We start from the raw sequence: 24,485 nt of genomic DNA, 5'->3' as shown, positions 1-24,485 counted from the left end.
ATGATTTAACAGATTAAAAAATTGAATTTTATTATTTAGTACATATCTAGAATACAAGATAAAAGATGATATAGGTTTTTCGCAACATATTGTACTTATAATATAAGTTTTTTTATTTTAATGCCTTATATTTATGTATAATTTGAAAAAATTGATTAAATAAGATTGAATCAAAAAATTTTATCAGTATTTTCTTATTAGAGATAATTTTAAACACAGTAATTTTTTAAAAATGACGAATTGGGTTTCAATATATAAGATAAATTTCATATAAATTGACCAATATTGCAGGAGATTAGTAAATAATGACAGAATCAGTGATGATTGATGATTCTTTTCGTCTTTCCCCGCCCTCTAAAGAATATAGTCACTTAAATGCTGAAAAGGTTTTATCTGTTCATCATTGGACGGACCGTCTTTTTTCTTTCACTTGTACGCGCACCTCAAGTTTAAGATTTGAAAATGGTCAATTTTGCATGATCGGAATCGAGGTAAATGGCAAACCTTTATTGCGAGCTTATAGTGTTGCAAGCGCTAATTATGAAGAACATCTTGAATTTCTGTCAATCAAGGTTCCTGATGGCCCCTTGACTTCACGTTTATGTCATATGAAGGTCGGCGATACGGTTCTTATTGGACGTAAACCAACGGGAACCCTAGTGCTTCCTAATTTGAAACCCGGTCGAAACTTATATTTCTTTTCAACGGGAACCGGATTGGCACCTTTCATGAGCCTTATTCGTGATCCAGAGGTATACGAGAATTTTGAAAAAGTGGTTTTGACCCATACTGTACGCATCAAAGGGGAACTGGCTTATCATAATTATATTTTAAATGATTTGCCAAATAATGAATTTCTGGGAGAATATGTGAAAGAAAAACTGGTTTATTATCCTACAGTTACTCGTGAGGAATTTCCTGTAAGAGATCGTATCACGACCCTGATTGAAAATGAGAAGCTGTTTTCTGATATTAATTTACCTGTTATGGATCCCGAACATGATCGTGCTATGATTTGCGGTTCTCCAGAAATGTTGGCGGAAACCAAGTCAATTCTTGAAAAAAGAGGTTTTGTAGAAGGCAACGGTTCATCACCTGGTTCCTTTGTAATTGAAAAAGCATTTGCGGAGCAATAATTCATGAAATACGACTTTGACCTTATTGTTATAGGAGCAGGTTCAGGCGGTGTTCGCTGTGCCCGTATTGCAGCTTCCCATGGTGCCCGTGTTGCGGTTGTTGAGAAACAATATTGGGGTGGTACCTGCGTAAATATTGGCTGTGTACCAAAAAAGCTTATGGTTTATGCAAGCAATTTCAACAATCAGGTCAAAGATAGTCACGGATATGGATGGGATACGGTTCACGGACACCATCATTGGCCTGAATTTATTGAGGCAAAAAACAAGGAAATAAAACGGTTAAATAATATTTATATTTCCATGTTGGAAAGGGCGGGAGTGACTCTATTTACAGGTCATGCCTCTTTCAAAGATGACCATACTCTTAAAATCTCATCTTCTGTATTATCTGATGAAAATGCAGAAGATAAATTTATTACAGGCAAGCATATTGTTATTGCAACAGGCTCATCACCCACGAAACTTGATATTGAAGGAAATGAATACGCCATTACTTCAGATGAAGCTTTTTATTTGTCAAAACGTCCTGAAAATATTGCCATCATTGGATCTGGATATATTGCACTTGAGTTTGCCGGCATATTTGCCGGACTGGGTTCAAATGTGGATTTAATTTATCGTCAACCTGTCCCCCTCAGAGGATTTGATCAGGATATACGTCAGGCTGTCTATGATGCGATTGAACAGCGTAAGGATATTATCCAACATGTCAAAGCCCATCCAAAAAAGATTATTAAACAAGGTGAGCAATATCATCTTTATCTTGATAACGGAGAAGTGGTGCAAACAGATTGTGTATTTTTTGCCACTGGTCGGCATCCCAATTTGTCAGGATTAAATCTTGAAAAAATTGGGATTGAAAAGGGGAAAAAAGGGGAAATCATTGTTAATGAAGATTTTGAAACTCGAATTCCCCATATTTATGCCATCGGTGATGTGATAGATTTTGTTAATCTTACTCCTGTAGCCATTGCTCAAGGACATGCCCTGGCTGATCGTTTATTCGGAAATAAAATTCGTAAAAGTAACTATGACTACATTCCAAAGGCTGTATTTTTTAATCCACCAATTGGAAGCATTGGTTTAACTGAAGAAGAGGCTGCGCTAAAAGGAGCAGTTGATATCTATATCTCCAATTTTACGTCAATGCGCTATAGTTTAACGGAACGTAAGGTTAAAACCTTTATTAAAATGATCGTTGATCAATCATCGCAAAAGGTTGTTGGACTTCATATTGTCGGAGATGACGCACCAGAAATGCTGCAAGGATTTTCAGTTGCAGTTGCGGCAGGTTTAACCAAGGCAGTTTTTGATGAAACAATCGGTATTCATCCAACCTCTGCGGAGGAAATTGTAACCCTTCGTCAGGTTGCAAGGGTTACAGATAAACAAAATTAAAAGTTTGATTATCGGGGGGTTAACCATCCATTTCCTGTTGAATCTCCTAATTTCCCCTGTCCCATTGGGCCACTTTCCTGATACGCGGTACCATATTTTGAAAGATTGGCACCACTTACCTTGTCTTTCGATTCAGCCAAAGCTTGTTGATGCTCGGGATCTGGTCCATTTTGCATGTTCATGGAAGGCGCATAGGTATAACCGGGAGGTGGTTCACGGTGTCCTCGAACGGTAATATGTTCTCCCCCTTTTTCAGCTTCCTGGGATTTCATTTGAACGGATTGTTTGGATAAGCCTGGTAAAGTTCCGCTTTCTTCTTGATTGATTGGCGTAACTTGTGCATAAGTTTTGACAGATAGTAAAGTCGTAGAAAGTAAAACTGTATACAATCCAGTTTTAAACCAATTCATTATAATTTATCCTTTATGGCTCTAAAAAATAGCTGATATAGATTTATAATTTACGTTCTTGATATAATATACCAAATTTGAAAAGTTAAGCCCGTGATGAAATGGATGGGTTTATTCTTCAATCTATAACATAAAATGAAATAAAAACATATTTGATGATTTCAGAAACATCAGTAATTTTAATTTTATCTAAGGGCTAACGGTGATTATATTTCCCTGCAAGATAATCTCCAAACCATTGAATTCCTGAAATCATGAGCACCAATATAACGATTACAATTCCCATAATATCCGATCTGAATTGTTGATATCCATATTGTATAGCATAATGACCCAATCCACCTGCCCCAATGGTCCCAGCCATGGCGGATATTCCAATAATCAGGATTAGAGTCACGGTAAAACCGGAAATGAGTCCCGGTAAAGCTTCAGGCAATAGAACCTCTTTAATAATTGTAAAATTGCTTCCTCCCATCGCTTTAACTGCCTCAATAAGATTACGGTCGACTTCCTTAAGGGAAACTTCCGCTATTCTGGTAAAATAGGGAATAGTTGCAATAGTTAACGGAACAATTGCTGCAGTCGTGCCAATAGCGGTTCCAACAAGAAATCGCGTTACGGGAATTAGGGCCACCAGCAATATTATAAAAGGAATGGATCGGAATATATTAATAATGAATCCAATCGTTCGATTACATATCGGTGCGGGCCTTAAACCGTCAGGTGCGGTGATAACCAGGAAAAGGGCGAGAGGTAATCCACCTGTCAAGGTTAGCAAACCACAAGCTAGAGTCATTTCCAATGTCTGGCCAATAGCAATATATAACTGTTCAAGTTGATATGTTGAAATATGAGAGTACTGACTTATGAGATTATTCATTTGATCAAGATTAAAGACGGACATAACCAACCTTTTCAACTGTCTCAACACCCATGCTTGTAAGAGCTGTTATTGTTTGTTGCCATTGATCCGCAGGAACGGCAAGAAATGTCGTGCCAATTGGTGTTTCACGTATATGGGTTATGTTTCCTTCCAACAGTACTGCGGAAATTTGATAATCTTTTTGGAGATTAGCTATTAAGGGATCTCTTACAACCCTGCCCATCATGACGACATGTAGAATGGCATGGTCATTCCTGTCAGGGTTGGGATGAATATTTTGCGATATACTTTGGGGAAGGGAAGGCTGTTCCTCTTGCAATAATTGTTGGGTTGTTTCCGATTGCGGATGAGCAAAAACTTTACCGACTGCTCCCTCCTCGATGATTTTACCTTTTTGCAGAACAAAAACTCGATCTGCTAAAAGGCGGATAACACTCATTTCATGAGTGATCAAAACAATTGTAAGTTTTAGTTTCTGATTAATTCGTAATAAAAGTTCAATTATTGAACGTGTCGTTTCTGGGTCAAGGGCAGAGGTTGCCTCATCACATAACAAAAGGGCGGGATTGGCTGCCAGGGCTCTTGCTATTCCAACACGTTGTTTTTGCCCCCCCGATAACTGGGCTGGATAATTGAGGGCCTTGTCAGGAATGCCGACCAGTTCGAGCAATTCTTTTGCTTTCTCAATTCGCTTGGCTTTAGGAATCCCTGCAATTTTCAAGGGAAGGGCAATATTATTTAAAACATTTTTAGAATTAAGTAGATTAAAATGCTGAAAAACCAGCCCAATTCGCTGTCTCAATGGAATAAGAGCCTTTTCAGGCAAATGGGCTATATCTTTTCCTTCAATCTTGACCTTGCCACTTGTTGGTTTTTCCAGCCCCGCCAAACATCGTAGCAGAGTTGTTTTTCCTGCTCCAGAGTGTCCGATAATTCCAACTATTTCTCCTTTTTGAATCGAGAAAGTAAGGTTGGATAATGCGGCATGATTGCCAAAATTTCTGCATACATTGTCAAATTCAATAACGGGTAAATCTGAAGTCATAAATTTTTATCAATTAAACTGCATTGAGGAAAAGAATGTGTCACCATGCAGGCAATATAGCGCCATGAAATTTATCTTCCATTGCCTTTTTCACGGCATCGGATTGAAAACTCTCCAGCAACAATTTCATTTCAGGGCGGTTTTCATCCCCTTTACGTACAACCAAGATATTGTCATAAGGACTGTCTTTAATATCCTCTCTAAGTAAAGCAGATTTTGGATTGATCCCGGCCGGTATGACGAAATTCGTATTGACCGCGGCCATTGTGACATCATCTAGGGCACGGGATAATTGGGCGGCGTCAAGATCAATAAGTTGAAAATGATGTGGATTACTGATGACATCCCCAAGTCTAGGTAATGCCGGAGCATTCTGCCGTAGTTGGATGAGATTGGCTTTCACTAGAAGATTAAGAGCCCTGCCTTGATTGGAAGGATCATTGGGAATGGCGATTTTTGCTTGGTCAGGAAGGTCACGGATGGATCTGATTTTATGTGAGTAAAAACCCAGTGGTTCCGCCCATGTTTTTCCAAGAACGGCCAATTTATAATTTCTTGCCTGAATTTGCGCATCCATGAAGGGAACTGTTTGGAAAGCGTTGGCATCAATATCTTTACCAACAAGCGCTTCATTTGGAATATTGTAATCGTCAAAATTGACCAGTTGAATATCAATGTTTTTTGTTTTTGCAACTTCCTTGGCGGTAAGGGCCAGTTCCTCTTCAGGACCACTAATGATACCGACACGAATAGTTTGAACGGTGGAGGCAGCTTTAGTTTCATGCGGAATACCCGAATAAAGGATAAATGCGGTTAAGCTGGCAAGAAAAGCCCGGCGAGAGAAAATCATCATTAACTGTTGTCCCCATTCGTTCAAGGTCAAAGATATTTAAGGAAAGTTTTATATAAAAATCGTGTATCTGTATAGAGTATATTATATGAAACACCATACAATATTAAAGCTGCTGGTTAATTATTTTATAAATATGGTTAATTTTTTATATTAAAAGATAAATAATATGTTTTTTTAGGAAAATGTTATTGTATGTTTGAATGTAAAATATTAGATAAAATATTTGTAATTTAAGCTTTTATTGAAACAGGATTTACAATGGATAGTAAGATATTGTCTGATGCTAATGTAAATAAGAACTGGACACCAGATTCTTGGCGTTCATTTCCAATTAAACAGGTGCCAGAATATCCAGATCAATCCGTATTGAAATTAATCGAAGATAAATTATTCCAATATCCTCCTTTGGTTTTTGCAGGTGAGACGCGTAAACTGAAACAGCAATTGGCAGCAGCAGCGGAAGGTAAGGCATTTGTATTACAGGGTGGGCCTTGCGCTGAAAATTTTGAGGAATTTACGGCTGATATCATTCGGGATATGTTCAGGGTTATTCTTCAAATGGCTGTCGTCCTGACGTTTGGAGCAAAAGTTCCTGTTGTAAAAATTGGTCGCATTGCAGGTCAATTTGCCAAACCACGCTCTTCATCACATGAAAATAAGAACGGTATGAGTCTTTTATCATACCGTGGTGAAATTATCAATGGAGCTGAATTTACGAAAGAGGCCCGTACTCCAGACCCGAGAAGAATGGAAATTGCCTATTTCCAGTCAGCTGGGACCTTGAATTTGATCCGTGCATTTGCAAATGGTGGCTATGCTAATCTAAATGAAGTCCATCGCTGGAATCTGGATTTTGTCAAGCGCCTGCCTCTGGCAAAACAATACAATAAATTGGCCAATCGAATAGATGAAACTCTAGCGTTTATGAAAGCTTGTGGCTTGACATCACAAAATACGCCGCAAATTCATGAAACAGAATTTTACACATCTCATGAAGCCTTATTATTGCCCTATGAACAGGCTTTGACACGAATTGATTCAACATCTGATGACTGGTATAATTGTTCGGCGCATTTTTTATGGATAGGTGATAGAACACGTCAACCTGATGGTGCGCACGTTGAATTTTTGCGAGGTGTTAAAAATCCGGTTGGTATCAAGGTTGGTCCATCTGCCGATTTGGAGGATTTATTAAAATTGTTGGATATTTTGAATCCAAACAATGAACCGGGACGTATTTCTCTGATCAGTCGCATGGGGGCTGCAAAAGTTAGGGATTATTTGCCCAAGATAGTTCAGGGGATTAAAGATTCTGGTCATATTGTTACATGGCTTTGCGATCCAATGCATGGGAACACGATTTCAACAAGTAACGGGGTCAAGACACGTTCATTTGATTCAATACTTGCTGAAGTTATAGGTTTTTTTGATGTAATGACTTCTTCAAACGCTATTCCGGGTGGTATTCATGTTGAAATGACCGGAACAAATGTTACGGAATGTATCGGTGGAGCCCATCATCTAAAGGAGTCTGATCTTGCAAAACGATACCAGACATTTTGTGATCCTCGTTTAAATGCTGAACAGTCTTTGGAAATCGCTTTTCTGCTTGCTGATGAGTTGACCAAAAGAAATTTTGCGGCTCATTAACAGGAATATTGTTTTGTAATATTATTGAAAGTCAAATGGATGACTGATGGATTAGAGAAAAAGAACGTGGATAAAATTCTGTCATCTACCTTGGCTGTGACAGTACCTGGTAATAATGAGGAAATATTAGATCGTACGGATATGTATTTTGTTCGTACACAGAAAATAATCGAGCAATATGGGGATACAGAAGTTGTTTATGCCGTTTTTTTACGACGTCCTGTAATTTCTGCACCTCGTATTGCTCTTGAATGGCTAGAGCATATTATCGCCAGGGAAAAAATTAATGCCAGTTATAAACTGGCATTTCCAGAAGGGGAATGGGTTGGAGCAGGGTTGCCGATACTATACTTAAAGGGATCCTTTAAACAGCTTGTCACACTGGAAACCATATTATTGCAAAAACTCGGCGCCTGTTGTGTTGCCGCCTGCAATGCGTTTCAGATGACCCAACTTTTGCCAGATACAAGCTTCATCGCGATGGATGCGCGACATTGTGCCGGTTATGAAATGCAGGAGTTGGTGGAGTATGCTGCATGGGTTGGTAGCAAGGCGGCGCAAAAAAAGAACGGAGCGAAAGGATTTATCGGGACTGCGAGTACGATAACCTCAAAATTTTATGGATTACATCATGGACTTGGAACAATGCCGCACGCCTTGATCGGTTATGCCGGTTCAACCCTTAAAGCTGCTGAAATGTTTCATGAGCAGTTTCCAGATCAGGAACTTGGTGTATTGGTTGATTACTTTGGTCAAGAAATTACCGATGGATTGGCGGTTTGCAAGGCTTTTCCAGAATTGGCGGCCCAGGGTAAAGTTTTGCTGCGCTTGGATACTCATGGTGGACGATACATTGAAGGACTGAATAGACAGTCATCATATGAACTGTTAATGCGATATGCTCCTGAAACAATTCAACGCTATTGTTCCGAAAAAGAATTGACATATCTGGCAGGAACAGGTGTCTCTGCGGCTGCAATATGGTATATGCGTAAAAAACTTGATGAGGCCGGATTTGATAGGGTTAAGATCATTGCCTCTTCAGGGTTTGATATCGAGAAATGTCGTATCATTTCTGAAGCAAGAGCCCCGGTTGATATTGTCGGGACCGGTTCATTCATTCCTGTTTTATGGAATGAAACATATGCAACTGCCGATATTATTGCCTATAATGGCAAACCTTTGGTTAAAAAAGGTCGGGAATTTTTGATTAATCTTGCCCGACAGTATATGCCTAACTTGGGAATATGATAATTTATAATATATGAATGGGGTAAATAATTTGCAAAATCAAGAAGATCAGAACAAAGATGACAAGAGAGAATATAATGTACAGATCTTTGATCTTTCGAGTGAGCAAAAAAATAAGGTCACTGAAGTGGTTGCCGGTTTTTACAGTTTGGAACATGCCAATGCATTCGCCAAAACTTATGTTCGGGACAGTGTTGAAAGATGCCGTATTCCGGGAGCATCACGACAGGAAATTTTTGATGCTTGGTCAGCTTTTGGAGAAGATGCGAAAGTTGTTGATTCACAAGAAAAAGAGAATTGGGATTCTTCGGATTCCATTATGATGTTTATTGAAAATGTTGCTACGCCAATGGAAAGGGACTGGCGTGCGCTTGATCCACGTCGTTTGGTGGAAGAGGATGATTTTCCTGAAGACGACAAATAATATAAGTTTTCTTTGTTAATTAAAATACAAGTACAGATTATGAAATTACGTTTTGCCCCAAGTCCTACTGGTTTAATGCATGTAGGAAATGCCCGTCTAGCAGTTGCTAATGCACTTTATGCCCGTCATCATGGTGGAACCTTTATGTTGCGTATTGATGATACGGATGTTGAACGTTCCAAGGAGGAATATGTTCGGGAAATATATCAGGCATTAAAATGGTTTGGGATTAGCTGGGATGAATTCATGCGTCAATCTGAACGTATGGATCGTTATCAATTAGCAATAGAAAAATTAAAACAGTCCGGGCGTCTGTATCCATGCTTTGAAACCAAAGAGGAGCTTGATTTTAAGAGAGAGTTGCGTCGTCGGCAAAATAAGCCTCCTATTTATGATCGGGCAATGCTTAAGCTTACGTCTGAACAACGAAAAGAGGCAGAGGCAAACGGAAAAAAACCTCATTGGCGCTTCATGCTTTCTGGGCGTGAAATGAAATGGAAAGACTTGGTTATGGGTGACTGTCACGTCAAATTATCCTCCATTTCCGATCCAGTCATGATCAAGGCAGATGGTACTGTTTTATATACTTTGGCATCAGTTGTCGATGATCTTGAAAGTGGCATTACGCATATTATCCGGGGTGAGGATCATGTGACAAATACAGGTGTTCAACTGGATTTGATTGAAGCATTGTCTGATCATCCAAATACCATCCAGTTTGCCCATCTACCGTTACTGCTTGACGAGGATGGGGGTAAGCTTTCAAAACGATTGGGAAGTATCTCCTTGCGCCGATTACGCGAGGATGGATTGGAGGCAAAAGCTGTGGTTTCCTATCTGGCAAGATTGGGGACATCAAGAGATCCACAATTGTTGTCTGTTGACGAATTGGCAAAGGATTATGATTTATCCTCATATTCGCGTTCACCAGCAAGGTTCGATATTCAACAAATGTTGGCATTGAATAAAAAGTGTTTGCATACAATGGAATTTTCAGAAGTCAGAGATCGATTGCCTGAAGCTGTTACAGAAGAATTCTGGAATATTGTCCGACCCAATATCGATATACTGTCTGAAACGCGATATTGGTGGGATTTGGTTCATGAGGATATTATTCCTGAAGTTGCGGATGAAGATAAATCATATCTTCATCTGGCCTTGGAATGTTTGCCAACTGAACCTTGGGGGCAAGAGACCTGGAGCCAATGGACCAATATTTTGAAAGAGGTTAGTGGTCGAAAGGGACAATCTCTTTTTCATCCATTGCGTCTGGCATTAACACGAGAGGATAAAGGGCCGGAGATGAGAGGGCTTTTACCGCTGATTGGGCGAGAAAGAGTGGTCAGACGGTTAACGGAGGCATGTTCTCTTGCCTAGATAAATTAAATTATGAAGATAAATAATTTTATCTGCATATAGCTTTTTTAAAAGGTTGAAAAATTTCTTGGCCTTGTTAAAAAGGCTTTTTTATTTCATTAAAGTTTTACCTTGTTATGTGTCAATCTTTGAAAACAGAACTTTTAAGTCCAGCTGGCACGTTAAAGGCCATGCGATATGCATTCGCATACGGTGCAGACGCGGTCTATGCAGGACAGCCACGTTACAGTTTGCGAGTTCGCAATAATGAATTCAATCACCAAAATCTTAAAATCGGTATTGATGAGGCACATGCTCAAGGAAAATCTTTCTATGTGGTGGTTAATATTGCACCTCACAATGCAAAGTTAAAGACATTTATCAAAGATTTGGAGCCTGTTGTCACCATGGGACCTGATGCTTTGATCATGTCTGACCCTGGACTAATTATGATGGTGAGGCAACATTTTCCTCAAATGCCCATACATTTATCCGTCCAGGCCAATGCTGTTAATTGGGCCACGGTTAAATTTTGGAAAGAGATGGGATTAACACGGGTTATCTTGTCACGTGAGCTTTCCCTCAAGGAAATTGAAGAAATTCATCAACATGTTCCAGATATTGAATTGGAGGTATTTGTGCATGGGGCCCTTTGCATGGCTTATTCAGGTCGGTGTCTATTGTCGGGATATATTAATCACCGTGATGCCAATCAGGGAACATGTACAAACTCTTGTCGCTGGAAATATGATGTTGAAGAGGCAACTGAAAATGAATTGGGAGAAATTGTCAATAAAAACCAATCTGAAACATGTTGTAAATCTGATGATGTTCCACCAACCTTGGGTGAAGGGGAGACAACGGATAAAGTTTTCATTCTGCGCGAAGAAAAACGCCCTGATGAGGAGATGACAGCCTTTGAGGATGAACATGGCACTTATATCATGAATTCAAAGGATTTGAGAGCAATCCAGCATGTTGAAAAGTTGGTTAATATTGGTGTTTATTCCCTTAAAATTGAAGGGAGAACAAAATCTCATTATTATTGTGCCCGTACTGCTCAAATATATCGCAAGGCAATTGACGATGCCTTGGCAGGTCGGCCATTTGATATGAACTTGATGACAAGTTTGGAATCTCTGGCTCATCGTGGATATACTGAAGGTTTTTTACGTCGACATAAACATAATGAATATCAAAATTATGAAACAGGTTCATCAATTTCGGTGAAACAGCAATTTGCTGGTGAATTCACTGGTAATTTCAGGGATGGTCTTGCCGAAATCGCGGTTAAAAACCGTTTTGAAATTGGTGATCAACTAGAAATAATGACTCCTGGCGGAAATGTTAGCTTTACTTTAGAAAAAATGGAAAACACGAAAGGGGAAGCCATTAAAATCGCCCCAGGAAATAGTCATATTGTCTACATTCCTGTCCAGAAAAATCTTTCTCTCGAATATGCGTTGCTTATGCGATATTTGAAAACTGAATCATAATTGAGAATATTGGGTTTATTAATCATTGGGGGGATTTATTAAACTGCGGAAAAGATTTTTCCTAAAGGGTGAACTGTTAAAATATTATAATATTTTTTAATTTACCTTATCTTGATTTTTGTTTGTTAATATTGCATTTAATGATCAGATGAAGGAATTCTAATTTATCAATTGATTTATCGCACTGGATAAATCATTTTCTGTTAAAGGTTGATCACTTAAATTTATGCAACCATAACGTTGCTTTTTAACTGCGGTAAGAAGATAGAAACAATTACGCAGATGATTTTGGTTATCCAGTTTTCTATTTAACTCCAATAGAGCTGTATCTTTTTTTGCAAAGACCATATTTGCTAAAGCTGCACCATGAGGGGCGATAATCAGATCAGCCTGACGAAAAAGATTGACTTGTGCAGCAAAATCCATGTTTTCAAGAAACACTTTTTCAATTGATTTCTCATTCAAAACTTTATCAATAATACGTTGTTCATCAAAACTAATTCGAGGATTTGGATGATGTTCCCTTGAAATGTAAAAACGTTTGGGTAATGAAGTATTGACAGGGGGCTGGATTGTATCGAATAAGGTATAAATTTCATCAAATGTTAGATATAATTCCGGCATCAGGGGTTTATGCCAGAAGAAATGTAGATTTTTTACAGGGTAAATACCATAATTCATAAAAGTGGCACGATTAATCAATCCACTATATTCAAGGCTTTGAACATAAGTTGTTGGGGAGAAAGCACATTGCCGATTGTTGAATAGGCTATGTTCAGATGGTAAGGCAAGAATTGTATCAGGTGGCAATATGGAATTGGCTAATTGTGTTTTGGAGATTCCATACAATAACCAATGATAATAATTAAAGCAAGCAGCGTCAAAACCCACAAAAACATTATCTAAACTGGACTTTTGTTCAATGTCTGGAAATAAAAAGCCAGAATGATTTTCACTGGGTGGCAATTGTTGTTTTATTAAAAAACAAGAAGGTTCATCAACGATATATCCTTCGGATGTTACGATTACTCCGTCCAGTCCCGGGAAAACGATAAAATATGCGTTTTTAAGGGTAAATAGAGTCAAATACGTAAGAGGTAAAGTTATTTGATCATTTTTTTTAGGATTTGATCTTACGTTATAATAAGACAACCCTCGCATGAAATCCCTTTTACCTGTTATAGTATTAAAATTTTTGGGAAGAGATAAAATGGCAGGAGATGAAATACAAATTTTTTTTTGCTTTGATATTTTTTCAAATGAACGGAAATCTTGTTTTAAAATTAAATTATTTGAAATCATTATATGAAACTTTAATTTTTTTGAAATAAATGAAAATATAAAAAAGAGAAAGGAAATATTTGTCAATATGTTATAACATTATTGATTTGTAGCAAATTAAATATGAAATTATTTCAATAATTGAAGAATAAATTTATGTTAATTTAATTATCTTAAAATGACGTTTCTTCAGATTTTTTGAATTACAAATTATAATTTATTGAAAATTGTTTTGTTGTATTACTGTGATGCTATTCTGGAAATCATCCTGCTTTGATAAGGTTTTGAATATTATTTTTTTCAAATAACATGAGTAAAACTTGTATTGACGTTTTTTCATCAATAGAGGCTTGAGTTTCTTTGTTATACCAGTATTCAGCAGCTTTCCAGGCTGTATTAATCCAATGATCCAACATGATTTCATTGACCATTTTAAAATTGGGTAAACCGGATTGTCTACGACCTGTTACCTCTCCGCCGCCCCGTATCCTGAAATCCTCATCAGCTATCAGGAAGCCATTCTCTGTGTCGCGTATGAGGGATAATCTTTTTTTCGCTATATAACTAATTTTATCATCATGTAAAAGAAGACAGTATGACTGTTTTTCTCCTCTTCCAACACGCCCACGTAATTGATGCAATTGTGCAAGACCAAAACGTTCTGCATGTTCAATAACCATGATATTAGCATTGGGAATATTGACGCCAACCTCGATGACTGTGGTGGCAACTAGTATTTTGGTTTTATTCTGTGCAAATTTATCAAGTTCAGCTTGTCTTTCGCCGGTATCTTGTTGGCCATGCGCTAGGCCTACATTCTCGATACCAAAATAATGCTGTAGGCTCATGTAACGATCTTTGACTGCAGCCAGATCCATAACCTCGCTTTCTTCAACTAGAGGACAGACCCAGAATATTTGACAACCTTTTTGAATGGCTCTTTTGATACCCTCCAAGATTTTATCAATTTTGCTTAATGCATGCAGCGTGGTATGGATAGGTTTACGATTTGCAGGTTTTTCTGTAAGACGACTGACCTGCAATTCTCCCCATCTTGTCAGTAAAAGGGTTCTTGGAATAGGGGTTGCTGTCATTACAAGTGTATCTGTATTTTCCCCCTTTTCTCCCAGTCTAATGCGTTGTTCAACACCGAAACGATGTTGTTCGTCAATAATGACAAGCGCCAGGTTATGAAAAACAACTTGTTCCTGAAACAAGGCATGTGTACCTATAGCAATTTTTGTTTTTCCGGTTTTAATTTTATCGAGGGTTTCCTTGCGAGCTATTCCTTTTATGGAACTGCTTAAAAATGAAATTTCAACAGGAGCAAGTTTTATAAAGGTTTCATAATGTTGTCTGGCAAGAATTTCAGTGGGTGCCATAATAACACTTTGGAATCCCGCTTCAACAGCCTGTAAGGCGGCCATTATAGCAATAATGGTTTTACCGGAACCGACATCTCCCTGTAATAATCTTAGCATGCGATAAGGGCGTTCCATATCTGTCTGAATTTCCCTGAATGCCTGTCTTTGGGAAAATGTCAGTGAATATCCGAATTTTTGTAAAGCGTGGCAAATAAGATGATTATCACCAATCAGGGATTTTCCTGTGGTTAACTGATTTGTATGTTTTATTTTTGTAATGGCTAATTGTTCCGCGAATAACTCATCAAATGCCAAACGGGAACGTGCCCGACTTTCAACAGCTTCATAGGTTTGATTTTCAAAAAAAGTGGGGAAATCTCCTGGAAGATGTAGTAAGTGAAGCGCTTCTTTAAAACTTGGCCAATGGTGTTTATGTAAAAGGGAAGGATTGATCCATTCGGGCAATTCGGGACATAGGTTTAATGCCAGGCGTAAAGCTTTTGAAAGATTTTTTGGGAAAAGGCCTGCTGTTAAGGGCCATACAGGTTCAATTAATGGAATGGCCTGTTGGTTATATATAGGTTCAATATAATGTGGATTGGTTATAATCAGTTTGTTATTTTTATTTTCTAAAAGACCTGAAACAACAAATATTGTATTAAGGGTCAGTTTTTTTGCTTGCCACGATGAAAAAAATATCATTTCTGCTATGGCACTGCCATCGTTAACAAATATACGCCAGGGTTGTTTATGATGACGGGGTTTTTCAATATGGGTAATTTCTATTTGAAGTGTAACTATTTTTCCAGGGATTGCATTTTGCAATTTGGGGCGATATCGTCGGTCAATTATTGAAGTGGGCAAATGAAAGAGTAGATCAATAATTCGCTCACCACCAATTGCATGGGTCATTAACTTGCTCAATTTCGGACCTATACCTTTAAGACTGGATAAGGGGGACAATATAGGTTTTATGGAAAGATAAAGGGAAGGTGGAATAGAGGGGGGACTCATGATTATTTTGGTTATGAGAGTGTAGAATTGTTTAAATTTAGATATCAGTATAGGATATGTTAAATGGTAGAGCAAAAAGAAAATATAAGTTCACTTGAGGCACGAAAACGCAGACTGATTTATCGTGCAACTCATAGAGGGACCTTCGAGGCTGACTTAATCATCGGTCAGTTTGCGATAATGAATGTACCAGCAATGACAATTATTGAAATTGAGGATTTTGAAAAAATAATGGAATTGGCTGATACAGATCTGATGTTATGGTTGACAGGTTTCGAGCCTTACCCAAAAAAAATTGAGAGTCCTGTTTTTCTTTCGCTATATCATTTTGCTCAACAAAATAAACCGAATAAACATTAAGGAGAAATCGCATGGGGGGAGCCTCAAAAAAGCAATTTAAAAATTTTTTGCCGATATGGGGAGCTCCCGAGGGATATGATGCCTTTTTATTAAGTAAAATTGCTCAGGAATGTTATCAAAAAGATAACCATGTTCTGGTTCATGTCGCACGGAATGATATAGATATGAACCGGTTGGCTGATTTACTCTATTATATCGCACCTCAATTAAATGTTTTGAATTTTCCTGCCTGGGATTGTTTGCCTTATGACCGTGTATCCCCGAACAAGGCAATAACCTCGGAACAGGTAGCAACATTGACGCAATTACTTGAACCCTTGACCGGGCCAAGGATCATATTGACGACAATACCCGCACTGTTACAAAAAATAGCACCCAGATCAGTCTTTGCAGGACGTGCTCTGACCCTTAAACAGGGTGAAAGTCTGGATCAGGAATTTTTAGTCGAACTTCTTGTTGCGCAGGGATACAATCGTACGGATACAGTTATGGAACCGGGTGAATTTGCCTTGAGGGGTAGTTTATTTGATATTTTCCTGGCTGGGGAAGAAGAGCCTGTCCGCTTGGATTTATTCGGAGATGAGATAGATTCAATTCGCTGTTTTGATCCGATTACGCAACGTTCAACTCGGAAAGTTACGGAACTTGTTTTAAGACCTACCGCAGCTTATTCTCTGGATGAGGAAAGCATATCAAGGTTTCGTACGAAATGGCGAGAACTGTTTGGTCAGGGATCAATGAGTGATCCAATTTATGAAGCCGTTTCGGAAGGCCGAATGGTTCAAGGACTTGAACATTGGTTACCTCTTTTTCATGATAAGATGGAAACGTTTTTTGATTATGTTTCTGATGTTAAACTGTCTTTTTCATATCAGGCCGAGGAGGCATTGCAACCAAGACTGGAAATGATTGTTGATCATTATGAAGCCCGCAAACAGCCAGTAAGAAATGACGAAGTTGTATATCGTCCCTTACCACCTGATTTGCTATATCTTACTCAATCTGAGTGGAATCATATAGTCACGCGATATAAAGGGGTGTATTTTTATCCTTTTGCAATGCCTGAAGGATCCAGTGGAATGGATGCAGGGGGAAGGCCAGGTATAGTTTTTGCTAAAAGTAATCTGACAGTCGAAGCCGATAATGTTTTTGATATGTTCAAGTCAAGATTCAGGGAATGGTATTCATCTGGACGGAAAACATTGGTTGCCGGCTGGACAAACGGATCAAGAGAGCGCATCGCTACATTATTGAAAGAACACAAAATCGCCGTTCAGAAACTGGAAGGGTGGCAAGAAGTTAAAAATTTCGGGGAAGCTTCTGTTGGATTATTGACTTTTGGTTTGGATCGCGGATTTGTTGCCGATGATTTCATTCTTGTTTCTGAAGCCGACTTGTTAGGGGAAAGAATTTCACGTCCACATAGAAAACGGAAAAAAGCCGAGCAGTTCATTTCAGAAGCTTCTGAAATTAGCGAGGGAGATCTTATTGTACATCAGGAATATGGAATTGGTCGTTATCAAGGACTGGTTAATCTGGAAATCGGTGCTGCGCCACACGATTGTCTGGCACTTGTTTATCATGGTGATGAAAAATTATTCTTACCTATCGAAAATATTGAGTTATTGAGCCGTTATGGATCTGATCAAACGGGTGTGGCTCTGGATAAACTGGGAAGTCCTGCATGGCAAAAACGTAAAGCCACAATGAAGGCTCGTATTCGGGACATGGCTGGTGAGTTATTGAAAACAGCTGCGGCCCGCTTGATGCAGGAAGCGACGATCGAGACCCCTCCTGAAGGATTGTGGGAGGAGTTCTGTGCACGGTTTCCCTTTATTGAAACGGATGATCAGGCAAGGGCTGTTGCTGATATTATTCAGGATCTTGCTTCCGGACGTCCCATGGATCGTTTGATTTGTGGTGATGTTGGTTTTGGTAAGACAGAAGTGGCATTACGTGCCACTTTTATTGTGGCCATGAATGGAGGCCAGGTGGCGGTTGTGGTACCGACAACCCTATTGGCACGTCAACATTATCAAACCTTTGTGAAACGTTTTGAGGGATTTCCGGTAAAAATTGCCCAACTTTCCAGAATGGTGACATCAAAAAATGCGGCACAGATCAAAAAGGAATTGGCAGATGGCAATGTCAATATAGTGATTGGTACACATGCTTTACTAGCCAAGACGATCAAGTTTGCAAATTTGGGTATGCTTATTATAGATGAAGAACAGCATTTTGGTGTTGCGCACAAAGAGAAATTGAAAACCTTGCGTGAAGATATTCATGTATTGACATTATCTGCCACCCCATTACCAAGGACGTTGCAATTATCATTGACTGGAATGCGAGAGATAAGTCTAATCGCAACGCCTCCAATTGATCGTTTGGCTGTTAGAACTTTTATTATGCCCTTTGATCGTATCGTTATTCGAGAGGCTATTCAAAGGGAGCGATTCAGAGGGGGGCAAATATTCTGTGTTGCACCGCGTGTTCAGGATCTGCAAAACCTGCAAGATCAACTTTTGGATATAGTTCCCGATTTACGGTTGGTACAAGCTCATGGGCGGTTATCCCCTACAGAACTTGAACGGGTGATGACTGAATTCAATGAAGGTAAATATGATGTATTGCTTTCGACCAATATTGTTGAAAGTGGACTGGACATGCCAACTGTCAATACACTGATAATCTATAAGGCTGATCATTTTGGATTAGGTCAGTTATATCAATTGAGAGGTCGTGTGGGACGGGGAAAACAGCGTGGATATGCGTATTTGACATGGCCACAGCATCATTTTCTTTCCAAGAATTCTGAAAAGCGACTGGAAATAATGCAGTCACTGGATAATCTTGGGGCAGGATTCACTTTGGCATCTCACGATCTGGATTTGAGAGGGGCGGGTAATCTGCTGGGAGAAGAACAGTCTGGTCATATTCGGGAAGTTGGCGTTGAGCTATACCAGAAGATGCTTGAAGAAACAGTGGCAAGCCTCCGTGCAGAAAAAAATAATCAGTTATTGGAAAATCAGGATTGGACACCCAATATCACTTTGGGATTACCTGTTCTGATCCCGGAAACCTATGTGACGGATCTATCAGTAAGATTGGGTTTATATCGACGAATAGGCAATCTGGAAAATCATGATGATATTGAAGCCATGCAAGTTGAATTGATAGATCGTTTTGGGACCTTGCCTGAAGAAGTAAGCAATCTGCTTCATGTAATGAAACTGAAAAAACTTTGTAAAAAAGTTGGTGTTAATCGCATTGAGGCTGGACCGAAAGGGGTTGTTGTTCAGTTTTTTAACAATCAATTCAAAAATCCTGAAAGATTAGTACAATGGATAGCCGGTATTAAAGATCAGTCTGTGAGATTGCGTCCTGATGGTAAATTGATATATTTGCGAGAAACCCCGTTTGCAAAACGGATTCAGCGTTGTCAATTCTTATTAAGCAAGCTTGTTGAAATTTACCGATAATAAAACGTCATTTCCTAAATTAGGCAGACTGAATTTAGCTAGAAATGACATTTTGAAGCATTCATGAATTTATTTATTAATAAGACATAATTTATTAAAATCATTGAATATTTTTTAATCCAATGATAATGTTACGTAATTTAAATGTTTTTTTAAGAAATAAATAAAGTTAAGTAGAGAAATTAGATTATGTTGCAAAAAAATGTCAATGATCTTTTGGTTTTTTTAACAATTGCTAAAGAAAGAAGTTTTACAAAGGCAGCATCAAAATTAGGTGTATCCCAATCCGCATTAAGTCATACCATGCGAAATCTTGAAAAAAATCTGGATGTGCAATTATTATCCCGTACTACACGAAGTGTAGAGCCAACCAAGCTTGGTGAGATTTTATTGAAAAATATTGCGCCGAGATTAGAGGAAATTGTTGAAGAGCTTGGCAAGATTATTGATTTGAAAAAAAGGCCTTTTGGAAATATCAATCTTTTAACAGATGAACATGCTGCAAACTTTGTTGTATGGCCTCATTTGCGAAATTTTTTGCGACATTATCCTGATATAAAATTTAATGTAGAGGTTTCCTCCAATCTTCAAAAAGAAATTCATGGAAAATATGATGCAAAAATAAGCCTTGGCGAAGTTGTAGACAAAGATTTCTTATCAATAAAAATTAGCGCACCTGTCCAAATAGCGGTTGTCGCGTCACCATTATATTTACAAGATAAAAAAATTCCAAAAACGCCGCATGATTTGCTCAAACATCAATCTATAAACTACTTTCTTTCTTTTATGCAAAATCAGTATGATTGGGAATTTGTTGTAAAGGGTAATACACAAGTAATTCATATGGAAGGTCAATTTTCTTGTAATACCCTAACCCAGGTCATACAGGCCACACTGGATGGTTTTGGTTTTGCCTATATTCCCTTGAAAGAGGTTTATCACGCCATTCAGCAAAAACATCTTGTACATGTTTTATCTGAATACTGTCCCTCTTTTTCAGGATATTATCTGAGATATCCCAATCGAAACAATTTTACACAGGCATTTTCTTTGCTATTGCAAAGTTTTGAACATTAAATTTCACTATTTATATTATTACCTTGCAAATTATAATTGCACTTTTATTTTTTTCAAATTAAATTGATGTAAAAAATATACATATTAATTAATTCAAGAGAAACAAGATGTCAGATTTAATTTTGGCGCGGGCTTTACATGTATTGGCAATTGTAATTTGGATAGGTGGAGTATGTATGGTGACAACGGTTCTTCTACCAACCATTCGTAAAAATTTTTCATCCAGCGAACGATTGTCTATATTTCATCGTATTGAAAGCCGTTTTGCTACACAGGCTCGTTTTACAACTTTGATAGCCGGATTATCCGGGTTTTACATGGTATGGCGAATGCAAATATGGAATCGGTTTGAGCATATAGAATTTTGGTGGATGCATGCCATGTTTTTGGTGTGGTTAATCTTTACAACCATGTTATTTGTAATTGAACCCTTTATACTCAATAAAAAATTAGGGAATAGTGGCCAGCAACAACCCGATAAGGTATATGTTAAGGTTCAGAGATTACACTGGTTTTTATTAACCATCAGTTTCATTGCAATCATTGGTGCAGTCATGGGAAGCCATGGTTTCGCTTTTTTTTGAGAAATAAATAAAATAATGAAAATGCATAATATTCGATTGGGTCGGGTGATTTCAATTTTTATATCGAATTGGTGGGATGCTATACTTCATTATTTTTATTTCAGTGGCAGGACAAGCAGATCAGGTTTTTGGTGTTTTGCAATTCTAAATAGTCTGATTCTATATTTTTTATTTTGTATAGATGAATATTTTCATTTGATTTACAGAGTGACTTTTCATTATTATTATTATGATATCCATCTATTTTTTTTAATATATTTTTTATTAACGATCTTTCCATCATTTGTACTGTTCATACGTCGCCTGCATGATCTTAATTTGTCAGGTTGGTGGGTTTTGTTGATGATTATTCCCTTACCCTATCTATACCTCAATTTTTTAATTCAGATTATTTTTCTTGTTATGGCAAGTTTTCCCGGTTCAGAAAATAATCGGTATGGTATCAAGCCCATTAATCAGGTTACTGTTTAATTCATATTCTTTGTTTAAATTACCATACGGGAATGGGAACATTATTAACCTTGAACAGATTTCCCTGCCAGTTTATATCCCATTCAAGATTATTGTTTCCGACAGAACGTCCAGCAAATTTAGCCAAAATCAATGCTGTCTTTAGATTATTTATACGGGTAGAACCACTATTTGCAATCAATTTTTCCATATTGCTTACAGTGATTTTACCTTTTGCCGATTGAAAGTTGAGCTCTCGGTCAAGTAAAGCGTTTCCATACGCAGTAATATGGGTTAAATCGTTCTGCATCATTAAGTTATTGATTTTTAATGGTAATGACAGGTCATAAAATTTATCCTCATTATTGCCACTCGCGGCGGCTAAAATTAGGGGATAATATTTTGAAGGGGTATTCAGATTCAAAATGCCTTCTCTTGGAAGGAAAATGTTTGATTTTTGAGAGGGATTTATTTCATTCAGACCTGAAAAAAACAGTTTCAAATTTACATTGTCAGCGATATTTTGAACTTGCAACCGTATTTCATCAGCTTTGTAGGCATTGTTTAAATTTTTTATTAAAATGTTTCGCCATATAATGGTAAGTTGTTCGTTTTGTTTAAGTTGTTTTAATATAGGTGTAATAGAATCAGTATAGTAATTTTTGTTACAGGAATTGATTTGATATTTCAGAAATACGGTCAACAATCCGGTCGATGTGATATTGGTAACTCTTTGCAACTGATCTTTGGACAAGGTTTTACCGCTCTGGTTTACCATTAACTGTTTGCTATTCAGGAAAACATTGGAATTATCCGGAATTTTGACAGTATAATTAGTAACTTGTAAAGAATTGATATGATGATCAACAGTGTCTGATGATATATTTGAACAGTATGAATGCCAAGTTACAGAAGCGAAAGCTACTGCATTATTAAATAGTGAATAAATAAGCATCAGCACGAAAAAAGGCAAAGACTTTAAAAATATACTCATAACCATAGAAACATTTTTCATTTTCAAAAAAGAATTAAACTATATCGATATTAAGAAAGATATTAAAGGGTTATTTACAAAAGATTGAAAATTATAATAGTTGAATAATGATTTGGATCAAAACTAAAAGATTAAGGATTTTCAATGCCGAAATATCTGGACCCGTTTTTAATTTTACTATTAATGACCGTTGCAATAGCAAGCTTTTTTCCATGTCACGGTTCGGGTGTTCTTTTTTTTAACAATCTGGCTGTAATAGCCATTGCTCTTATGTTTTTTTTGCAAGGTGCAAGGTTATCTCGTCAAGCAGTGATTGAGGGTATTTTTCACTGGAGATTACATTTACTTATTTTTGCATGTACGTTTGTCATTTTTCCTATACTGGGATTAGGCTTGCATTATTTATTCCCAAAAATGTTATTGCCTGACTTATGGATGGGCATTCTTTTTTTATGCTGTTTACCATCTACAGTACAATCGTCAATTGCATTTACATCAATCGCAAAAGGAAATGTGCCGGCTGCAATATGTTCAGCTACTGCCTCAAATATTCTGGGAATTTTCATAACTCCTTTTTTGGTTGGATCAATATTTTCAAATAATCATCAGGCTATTTTTTCAAGAGATAATCTTAACATAGTTTACCAATTGTTATTACCCTTTATCATGGGACAGATCCTGCAGCCGTGGATAAGGGAATGGGCATTAAAAAATTCTCATCTTTTATCCTGTTCTGATCGTGGGTCAATCCTGATTGTTGTTTATACAGCTTTTAGTCAGGCAGTGAATATGGGTTTATGGTACAAATTATCCTTGTATCAGCTTATGAAGCTGATTTTAATTGACATGGTTTTACTAGATTCAATTTTAATAATTTCTTTTTTGCTATCGAAACTTTTTAAATTTTGTTGGCAGGACCAAATCAGCATTGTATTTTGTGGATCAAAAAAATCTCTAGCTTCCGGGGTTCCAATTGCAAACGTGTTATTGCCTCCCTCAATGGTGGGAATGATAATATTGCCTTTAATGATTTTTCATCAAATTCAGCTATTTGTAATTGCGATCATTGCCCAATATTGTAATAAAATATCCGATAAAAAAAAGGTTTATAAGACATAATCAAGAAATACCTGATATGTTTGTCACTCTATCAAAGATTTTTGGCGATTTAATGTTTTATTTTATTATTAATCTAAACAAATTAATCTTATAATGATATTTCATTTTTAAAATCAGTTTTATTAATAAAAGTAAAAAAAATGCTTGCCAAATCCACGTTAAATCATATATGAAGTTTTCATAAGTCGGAGAGGTGGCCGAGTGGTTTAAGGCAGCGGTCTTGAAAACCGCCGTGCGTGAATAGCGTACCGTGGGTTCGAATCCCACCTTCTCCGCCATTCAATAAATTTTTATCCTGTATAGTTGCATATCTTTAGAATAATTATTCAATTGAATTATATTTAAAATTAAAATCTTTCAATGCGATTTGCATTGGAATAAATGGTATATTTTTTTTAATGAATTTTTCTCCAGACAAATAAAAATCAAATTTTTTATAAAATTCAACCGCGGTTATTCTTGCATTCAGCGTCACAAATTCAATTTTCTTTTGTTTCAGATCATTAAGAACAGTTGTGAAAAGTTTTGTCCCAATACCTTTTCTTTGAAAAGAGGGGGAAGTTGCAAATTTACGTATTTGATAATTGTTTTGCAATTTTGGATAAATGGAAAAACAGCTGACAACCTGGTTATCAAGAATATATCCAACATGTTTTGAATATTGATCTTCTGGGTCAATACATTCCTCCACTGTTAATGAAGGCCATAAGACTTTCTGTCTGAGAGGAAGACAATCTTCAAGAGAAATGGGTTTAATATTTTTCATGATCAAATTTTCTTAAAAATTCAAATTGGATGATTCATAGGAAAATAAAGTTGTTACTGAATAAGAGGCAAGTATTAATTTAGTGTGAA

Annotated in this window: 21 protein-coding genes and 1 tRNA gene; 14 read left to right on the top strand and 8 right to left on the bottom strand. The window is 37.3% G+C overall.

Annotated elements, in window-relative coordinates; all coding sequences use genetic code 11:
• Positions 1–305 precede the first annotated feature (305 nt).
• Positions 306–1,136: a ferredoxin--NADP reductase gene (locus H3T46_RS03010; protein WP_110438251.1), complete on the top strand. Its 831-nt coding sequence runs from the start codon at positions 306–308 to the stop codon at positions 1,134–1,136.
• Positions 1,137–1,139: 3 nt separating this feature from the next.
• Positions 1,140–2,537, top strand: coding sequence for a glutathione-disulfide reductase (gorA, locus tag H3T46_RS03005; protein ID WP_198197360.1), 1,398 nt, complete (start codon positions 1,140–1,142; stop codon positions 2,535–2,537).
• An 8-nt stretch (positions 2,538–2,545) separates the two neighbouring features.
• On the opposite strand, the gene H3T46_RS03000 is transcribed toward gorA, so the two are convergent.
• The 4 genes from H3T46_RS03000 to H3T46_RS02985 form a co-directional block, all read right to left on the bottom strand.
• Entirely contained in the window at positions 2,546–2,947 is a 402-nt protein-coding gene (locus H3T46_RS03000) for a hypothetical protein (RefSeq protein WP_110438249.1), read from the bottom strand.
• A gap of 196 nt (positions 2,948–3,143) precedes the next feature.
• Positions 3,144–3,797, bottom strand: a complete 654-nt coding sequence (locus H3T46_RS02995) for a methionine ABC transporter permease (RefSeq protein WP_198197676.1) — start codon at positions 3,795–3,797, stop codon at positions 3,144–3,146.
• Positions 3,798–3,837: 40 nt separating this feature from the next.
• Positions 3,838–4,875, bottom strand: coding sequence for a methionine ABC transporter ATP-binding protein (locus H3T46_RS02990; RefSeq protein ID WP_198197359.1), 1,038 nt, complete (start codon positions 4,873–4,875; stop codon positions 3,838–3,840).
• 40 nt (positions 4,876–4,915) lie between these two features.
• Entirely contained in the window at positions 4,916–5,728 is an 813-nt protein-coding gene (locus tag H3T46_RS02985; RefSeq protein ID WP_232349943.1) for a MetQ/NlpA family ABC transporter substrate-binding protein, read from the bottom strand.
• Between the two features lie 258 nt (positions 5,729–5,986).
• Here H3T46_RS02985 and H3T46_RS02980 point away from each other — a divergent pair, with 258 nt between their 5' ends.
• From H3T46_RS02980 to yegQ, 5 genes are all read left to right on the top strand, one after another.
• Positions 5,987–7,378, top strand: a complete 1,392-nt coding sequence (locus H3T46_RS02980; RefSeq protein ID WP_122123782.1) for a class II 3-deoxy-7-phosphoheptulonate synthase — start codon at positions 5,987–5,989, stop codon at positions 7,376–7,378.
• Between the two features lie 39 nt (positions 7,379–7,417).
• A complete protein-coding gene (locus H3T46_RS02975; protein WP_198197358.1) occupies positions 7,418–8,629 on the top strand; it encodes a nicotinate phosphoribosyltransferase in 1,212 nt (403 codons plus the stop codon).
• 31 nt (positions 8,630–8,660) lie between these two features.
• Positions 8,661–9,053 carry a hypothetical protein gene (locus H3T46_RS02970; RefSeq protein ID WP_232349944.1) on the top strand — a complete coding sequence of 131 codons (393 nt, stop codon included), beginning with the start codon at positions 8,661–8,663 and terminating at the stop codon, positions 9,051–9,053.
• Positions 9,054–9,092: 39 nt separating this feature from the next.
• Positions 9,093–10,430 carry a glutamate--tRNA ligase gene (gene gltX, locus H3T46_RS02965; protein WP_198197356.1) on the top strand — a complete coding sequence of 446 codons (1,338 nt, stop codon included), beginning with the start codon at positions 9,093–9,095 and terminating at the stop codon, positions 10,428–10,430.
• Positions 10,431–10,546: 116 nt separating this feature from the next.
• Positions 10,547–11,905: a tRNA 5-hydroxyuridine modification protein YegQ gene (gene yegQ / locus H3T46_RS02960; protein ID WP_198197355.1), complete on the top strand. Its 1,359-nt coding sequence runs from the start codon at positions 10,547–10,549 to the stop codon at positions 11,903–11,905.
• 159 nt (positions 11,906–12,064) lie between these two features.
• On the opposite strand, the gene H3T46_RS02955 is transcribed toward yegQ, so the two are convergent.
• Entirely contained in the window at positions 12,065–13,066 is a 1,002-nt protein-coding gene (locus H3T46_RS02955; protein ID WP_196424148.1) for a DUF563 domain-containing protein, read from the bottom strand.
• 383 nt (positions 13,067–13,449) lie between these two features.
• Positions 13,450–15,564, bottom strand: a complete 2,115-nt coding sequence (gene recG / locus H3T46_RS02950) for an ATP-dependent DNA helicase RecG (protein WP_198197354.1) — start codon at positions 15,562–15,564, stop codon at positions 13,450–13,452.
• A 63-nt stretch (positions 15,565–15,627) separates the two neighbouring features.
• On the opposite strand from recG, the gene H3T46_RS02945 reads away from it, so the two are divergent.
• From H3T46_RS02945 to H3T46_RS02925, 5 genes are all read left to right on the top strand, one after another.
• Positions 15,628–15,924, top strand: a complete 297-nt coding sequence (locus H3T46_RS02945) for a succinate dehydrogenase assembly factor 2 (RefSeq protein WP_198197353.1) — start codon at positions 15,628–15,630, stop codon at positions 15,922–15,924.
• Between the two features lie 11 nt (positions 15,925–15,935).
• Positions 15,936–19,406: a transcription-repair coupling factor gene (mfd, locus tag H3T46_RS02940; RefSeq protein ID WP_198197352.1), complete on the top strand. Its 3,471-nt coding sequence runs from the start codon at positions 15,936–15,938 to the stop codon at positions 19,404–19,406.
• A gap of 189 nt (positions 19,407–19,595) precedes the next feature.
• Positions 19,596–20,483 (top strand): LysR family transcriptional regulator, encoded by an 888-nt coding sequence (locus H3T46_RS02935; RefSeq protein ID WP_155565652.1) that lies wholly within the window; start codon positions 19,596–19,598, stop codon positions 20,481–20,483.
• A 107-nt stretch (positions 20,484–20,590) separates the two neighbouring features.
• Positions 20,591–21,067 (top strand): hypothetical protein, encoded by a 477-nt coding sequence (locus H3T46_RS02930; RefSeq protein WP_155565651.1) that lies wholly within the window; start codon positions 20,591–20,593, stop codon positions 21,065–21,067.
• 15 nt (positions 21,068–21,082) lie between these two features.
• The gene (locus tag H3T46_RS02925) at positions 21,083–21,538 is read left to right on the top strand and encodes a DUF805 domain-containing protein (protein WP_155569426.1); all 456 of its coding nucleotides are present in this window, start codon (positions 21,083–21,085) and stop codon (positions 21,536–21,538) included.
• A gap of 19 nt (positions 21,539–21,557) precedes the next feature.
• On the opposite strand, the gene H3T46_RS02920 is transcribed toward H3T46_RS02925, so the two are convergent.
• Positions 21,558–22,532, bottom strand: a complete 975-nt coding sequence (locus H3T46_RS02920) for a hypothetical protein (protein WP_232350050.1) — start codon at positions 22,530–22,532, stop codon at positions 21,558–21,560.
• 123 nt (positions 22,533–22,655) lie between these two features.
• On the opposite strand from H3T46_RS02920, the gene H3T46_RS02915 reads away from it, so the two are divergent.
• Entirely contained in the window at positions 22,656–23,630 is a 975-nt protein-coding gene (locus H3T46_RS02915; RefSeq protein ID WP_198197350.1) for a bile acid:sodium symporter family protein, read from the top strand.
• 187 nt (positions 23,631–23,817) lie between these two features.
• Positions 23,818–23,908: transfer RNA gene (locus H3T46_RS02910), tRNA-Ser, on the top strand.
• Between the two features lie 44 nt (positions 23,909–23,952).
• On the opposite strand, the gene H3T46_RS02905 is transcribed toward H3T46_RS02910, so the two are convergent.
• Positions 23,953–24,396 carry a GNAT family N-acetyltransferase gene (locus tag H3T46_RS02905; protein WP_155569389.1) on the bottom strand — a complete coding sequence of 148 codons (444 nt, stop codon included), beginning with the start codon at positions 24,394–24,396 and terminating at the stop codon, positions 23,953–23,955.
• Between the last annotated feature and the right edge of the window lie 89 nt (positions 24,397–24,485).

It is taken from the genome of Commensalibacter sp. M0133, assembly GCF_016101485.1.
GTDB lineage: Bacteria > Pseudomonadota > Alphaproteobacteria > Acetobacterales > Acetobacteraceae > Commensalibacter > Commensalibacter melissae.
The sequence above is the reverse complement of the archived record's forward strand: the minus strand, read 5'-3'. Positions and strand labels throughout refer to the sequence as shown.

Excerpts from the sequence above, each read along its gene's own strand:
- H3T46_RS03010 (WP_110438251.1), top strand. The coding sequence starts at position 306 with ATGACAGAATCAGTGATGATTGATGATTCTTTTCGTCTTTCCCCGCCC.
- gorA (WP_198197360.1), top strand. The coding sequence starts at position 1,140 with ATGAAATACGACTTTGACCTTATTGTTATAGGAGCAGGTTCAGGCGGT.
- H3T46_RS03000 (WP_110438249.1), bottom strand. The coding sequence starts at position 2,947 with ATGAATTGGTTTAAAACTGGATTGTATACAGTTTTACTTTCTACGACT.
- H3T46_RS02990 (WP_198197359.1), bottom strand. The coding sequence starts at position 4,875 with ATGACTTCAGATTTACCCGTTATTGAATTTGACAATGTATGCAGAAAT.
- H3T46_RS02985 (WP_232349943.1), bottom strand. The coding sequence starts at position 5,728 with ATGATGATTTTCTCTCGCCGGGCTTTTCTTGCCAGCTTAACCGCATTT.
- H3T46_RS02980 (WP_122123782.1), top strand. The coding sequence starts at position 5,987 with ATGGATAGTAAGATATTGTCTGATGCTAATGTAAATAAGAACTGGACA.
- H3T46_RS02975 (WP_198197358.1), top strand. The coding sequence starts at position 7,418 with ATGACTGATGGATTAGAGAAAAAGAACGTGGATAAAATTCTGTCATCT.
- gltX (WP_198197356.1), top strand. The coding sequence starts at position 9,093 with ATGAAATTACGTTTTGCCCCAAGTCCTACTGGTTTAATGCATGTAGGA.
- yegQ (WP_198197355.1), top strand. The coding sequence starts at position 10,547 with ATGTGTCAATCTTTGAAAACAGAACTTTTAAGTCCAGCTGGCACGTTA.
- H3T46_RS02955 (WP_196424148.1), bottom strand. The coding sequence starts at position 13,066 with ATGCGAGGGTTGTCTTATTATAACGTAAGATCAAATCCTAAAAAAAAT.
- recG (WP_198197354.1), bottom strand. The coding sequence starts at position 15,564 with ATGAGTCCCCCCTCTATTCCACCTTCCCTTTATCTTTCCATAAAACCT.
- H3T46_RS02945 (WP_198197353.1), top strand. The coding sequence starts at position 15,628 with ATGGTAGAGCAAAAAGAAAATATAAGTTCACTTGAGGCACGAAAACGC.
- mfd (WP_198197352.1), top strand. The coding sequence starts at position 15,936 with ATGGGGGGAGCCTCAAAAAAGCAATTTAAAAATTTTTTGCCGATATGG.
- H3T46_RS02935 (WP_155565652.1), top strand. The coding sequence starts at position 19,596 with ATGTTGCAAAAAAATGTCAATGATCTTTTGGTTTTTTTAACAATTGCT.
- H3T46_RS02930 (WP_155565651.1), top strand. The coding sequence starts at position 20,591 with ATGTCAGATTTAATTTTGGCGCGGGCTTTACATGTATTGGCAATTGTA.
- H3T46_RS02925 (WP_155569426.1), top strand. The coding sequence starts at position 21,083 with ATGAAAATGCATAATATTCGATTGGGTCGGGTGATTTCAATTTTTATA.
- H3T46_RS02920 (WP_232350050.1), bottom strand. The coding sequence starts at position 22,532 with ATGAAAAATGTTTCTATGGTTATGAGTATATTTTTAAAGTCTTTGCCT.
- H3T46_RS02915 (WP_198197350.1), top strand. The coding sequence starts at position 22,656 with ATGCCGAAATATCTGGACCCGTTTTTAATTTTACTATTAATGACCGTT.
- H3T46_RS02905 (WP_155569389.1), bottom strand. The coding sequence starts at position 24,396 with ATGAAAAATATTAAACCCATTTCTCTTGAAGATTGTCTTCCTCTCAGA.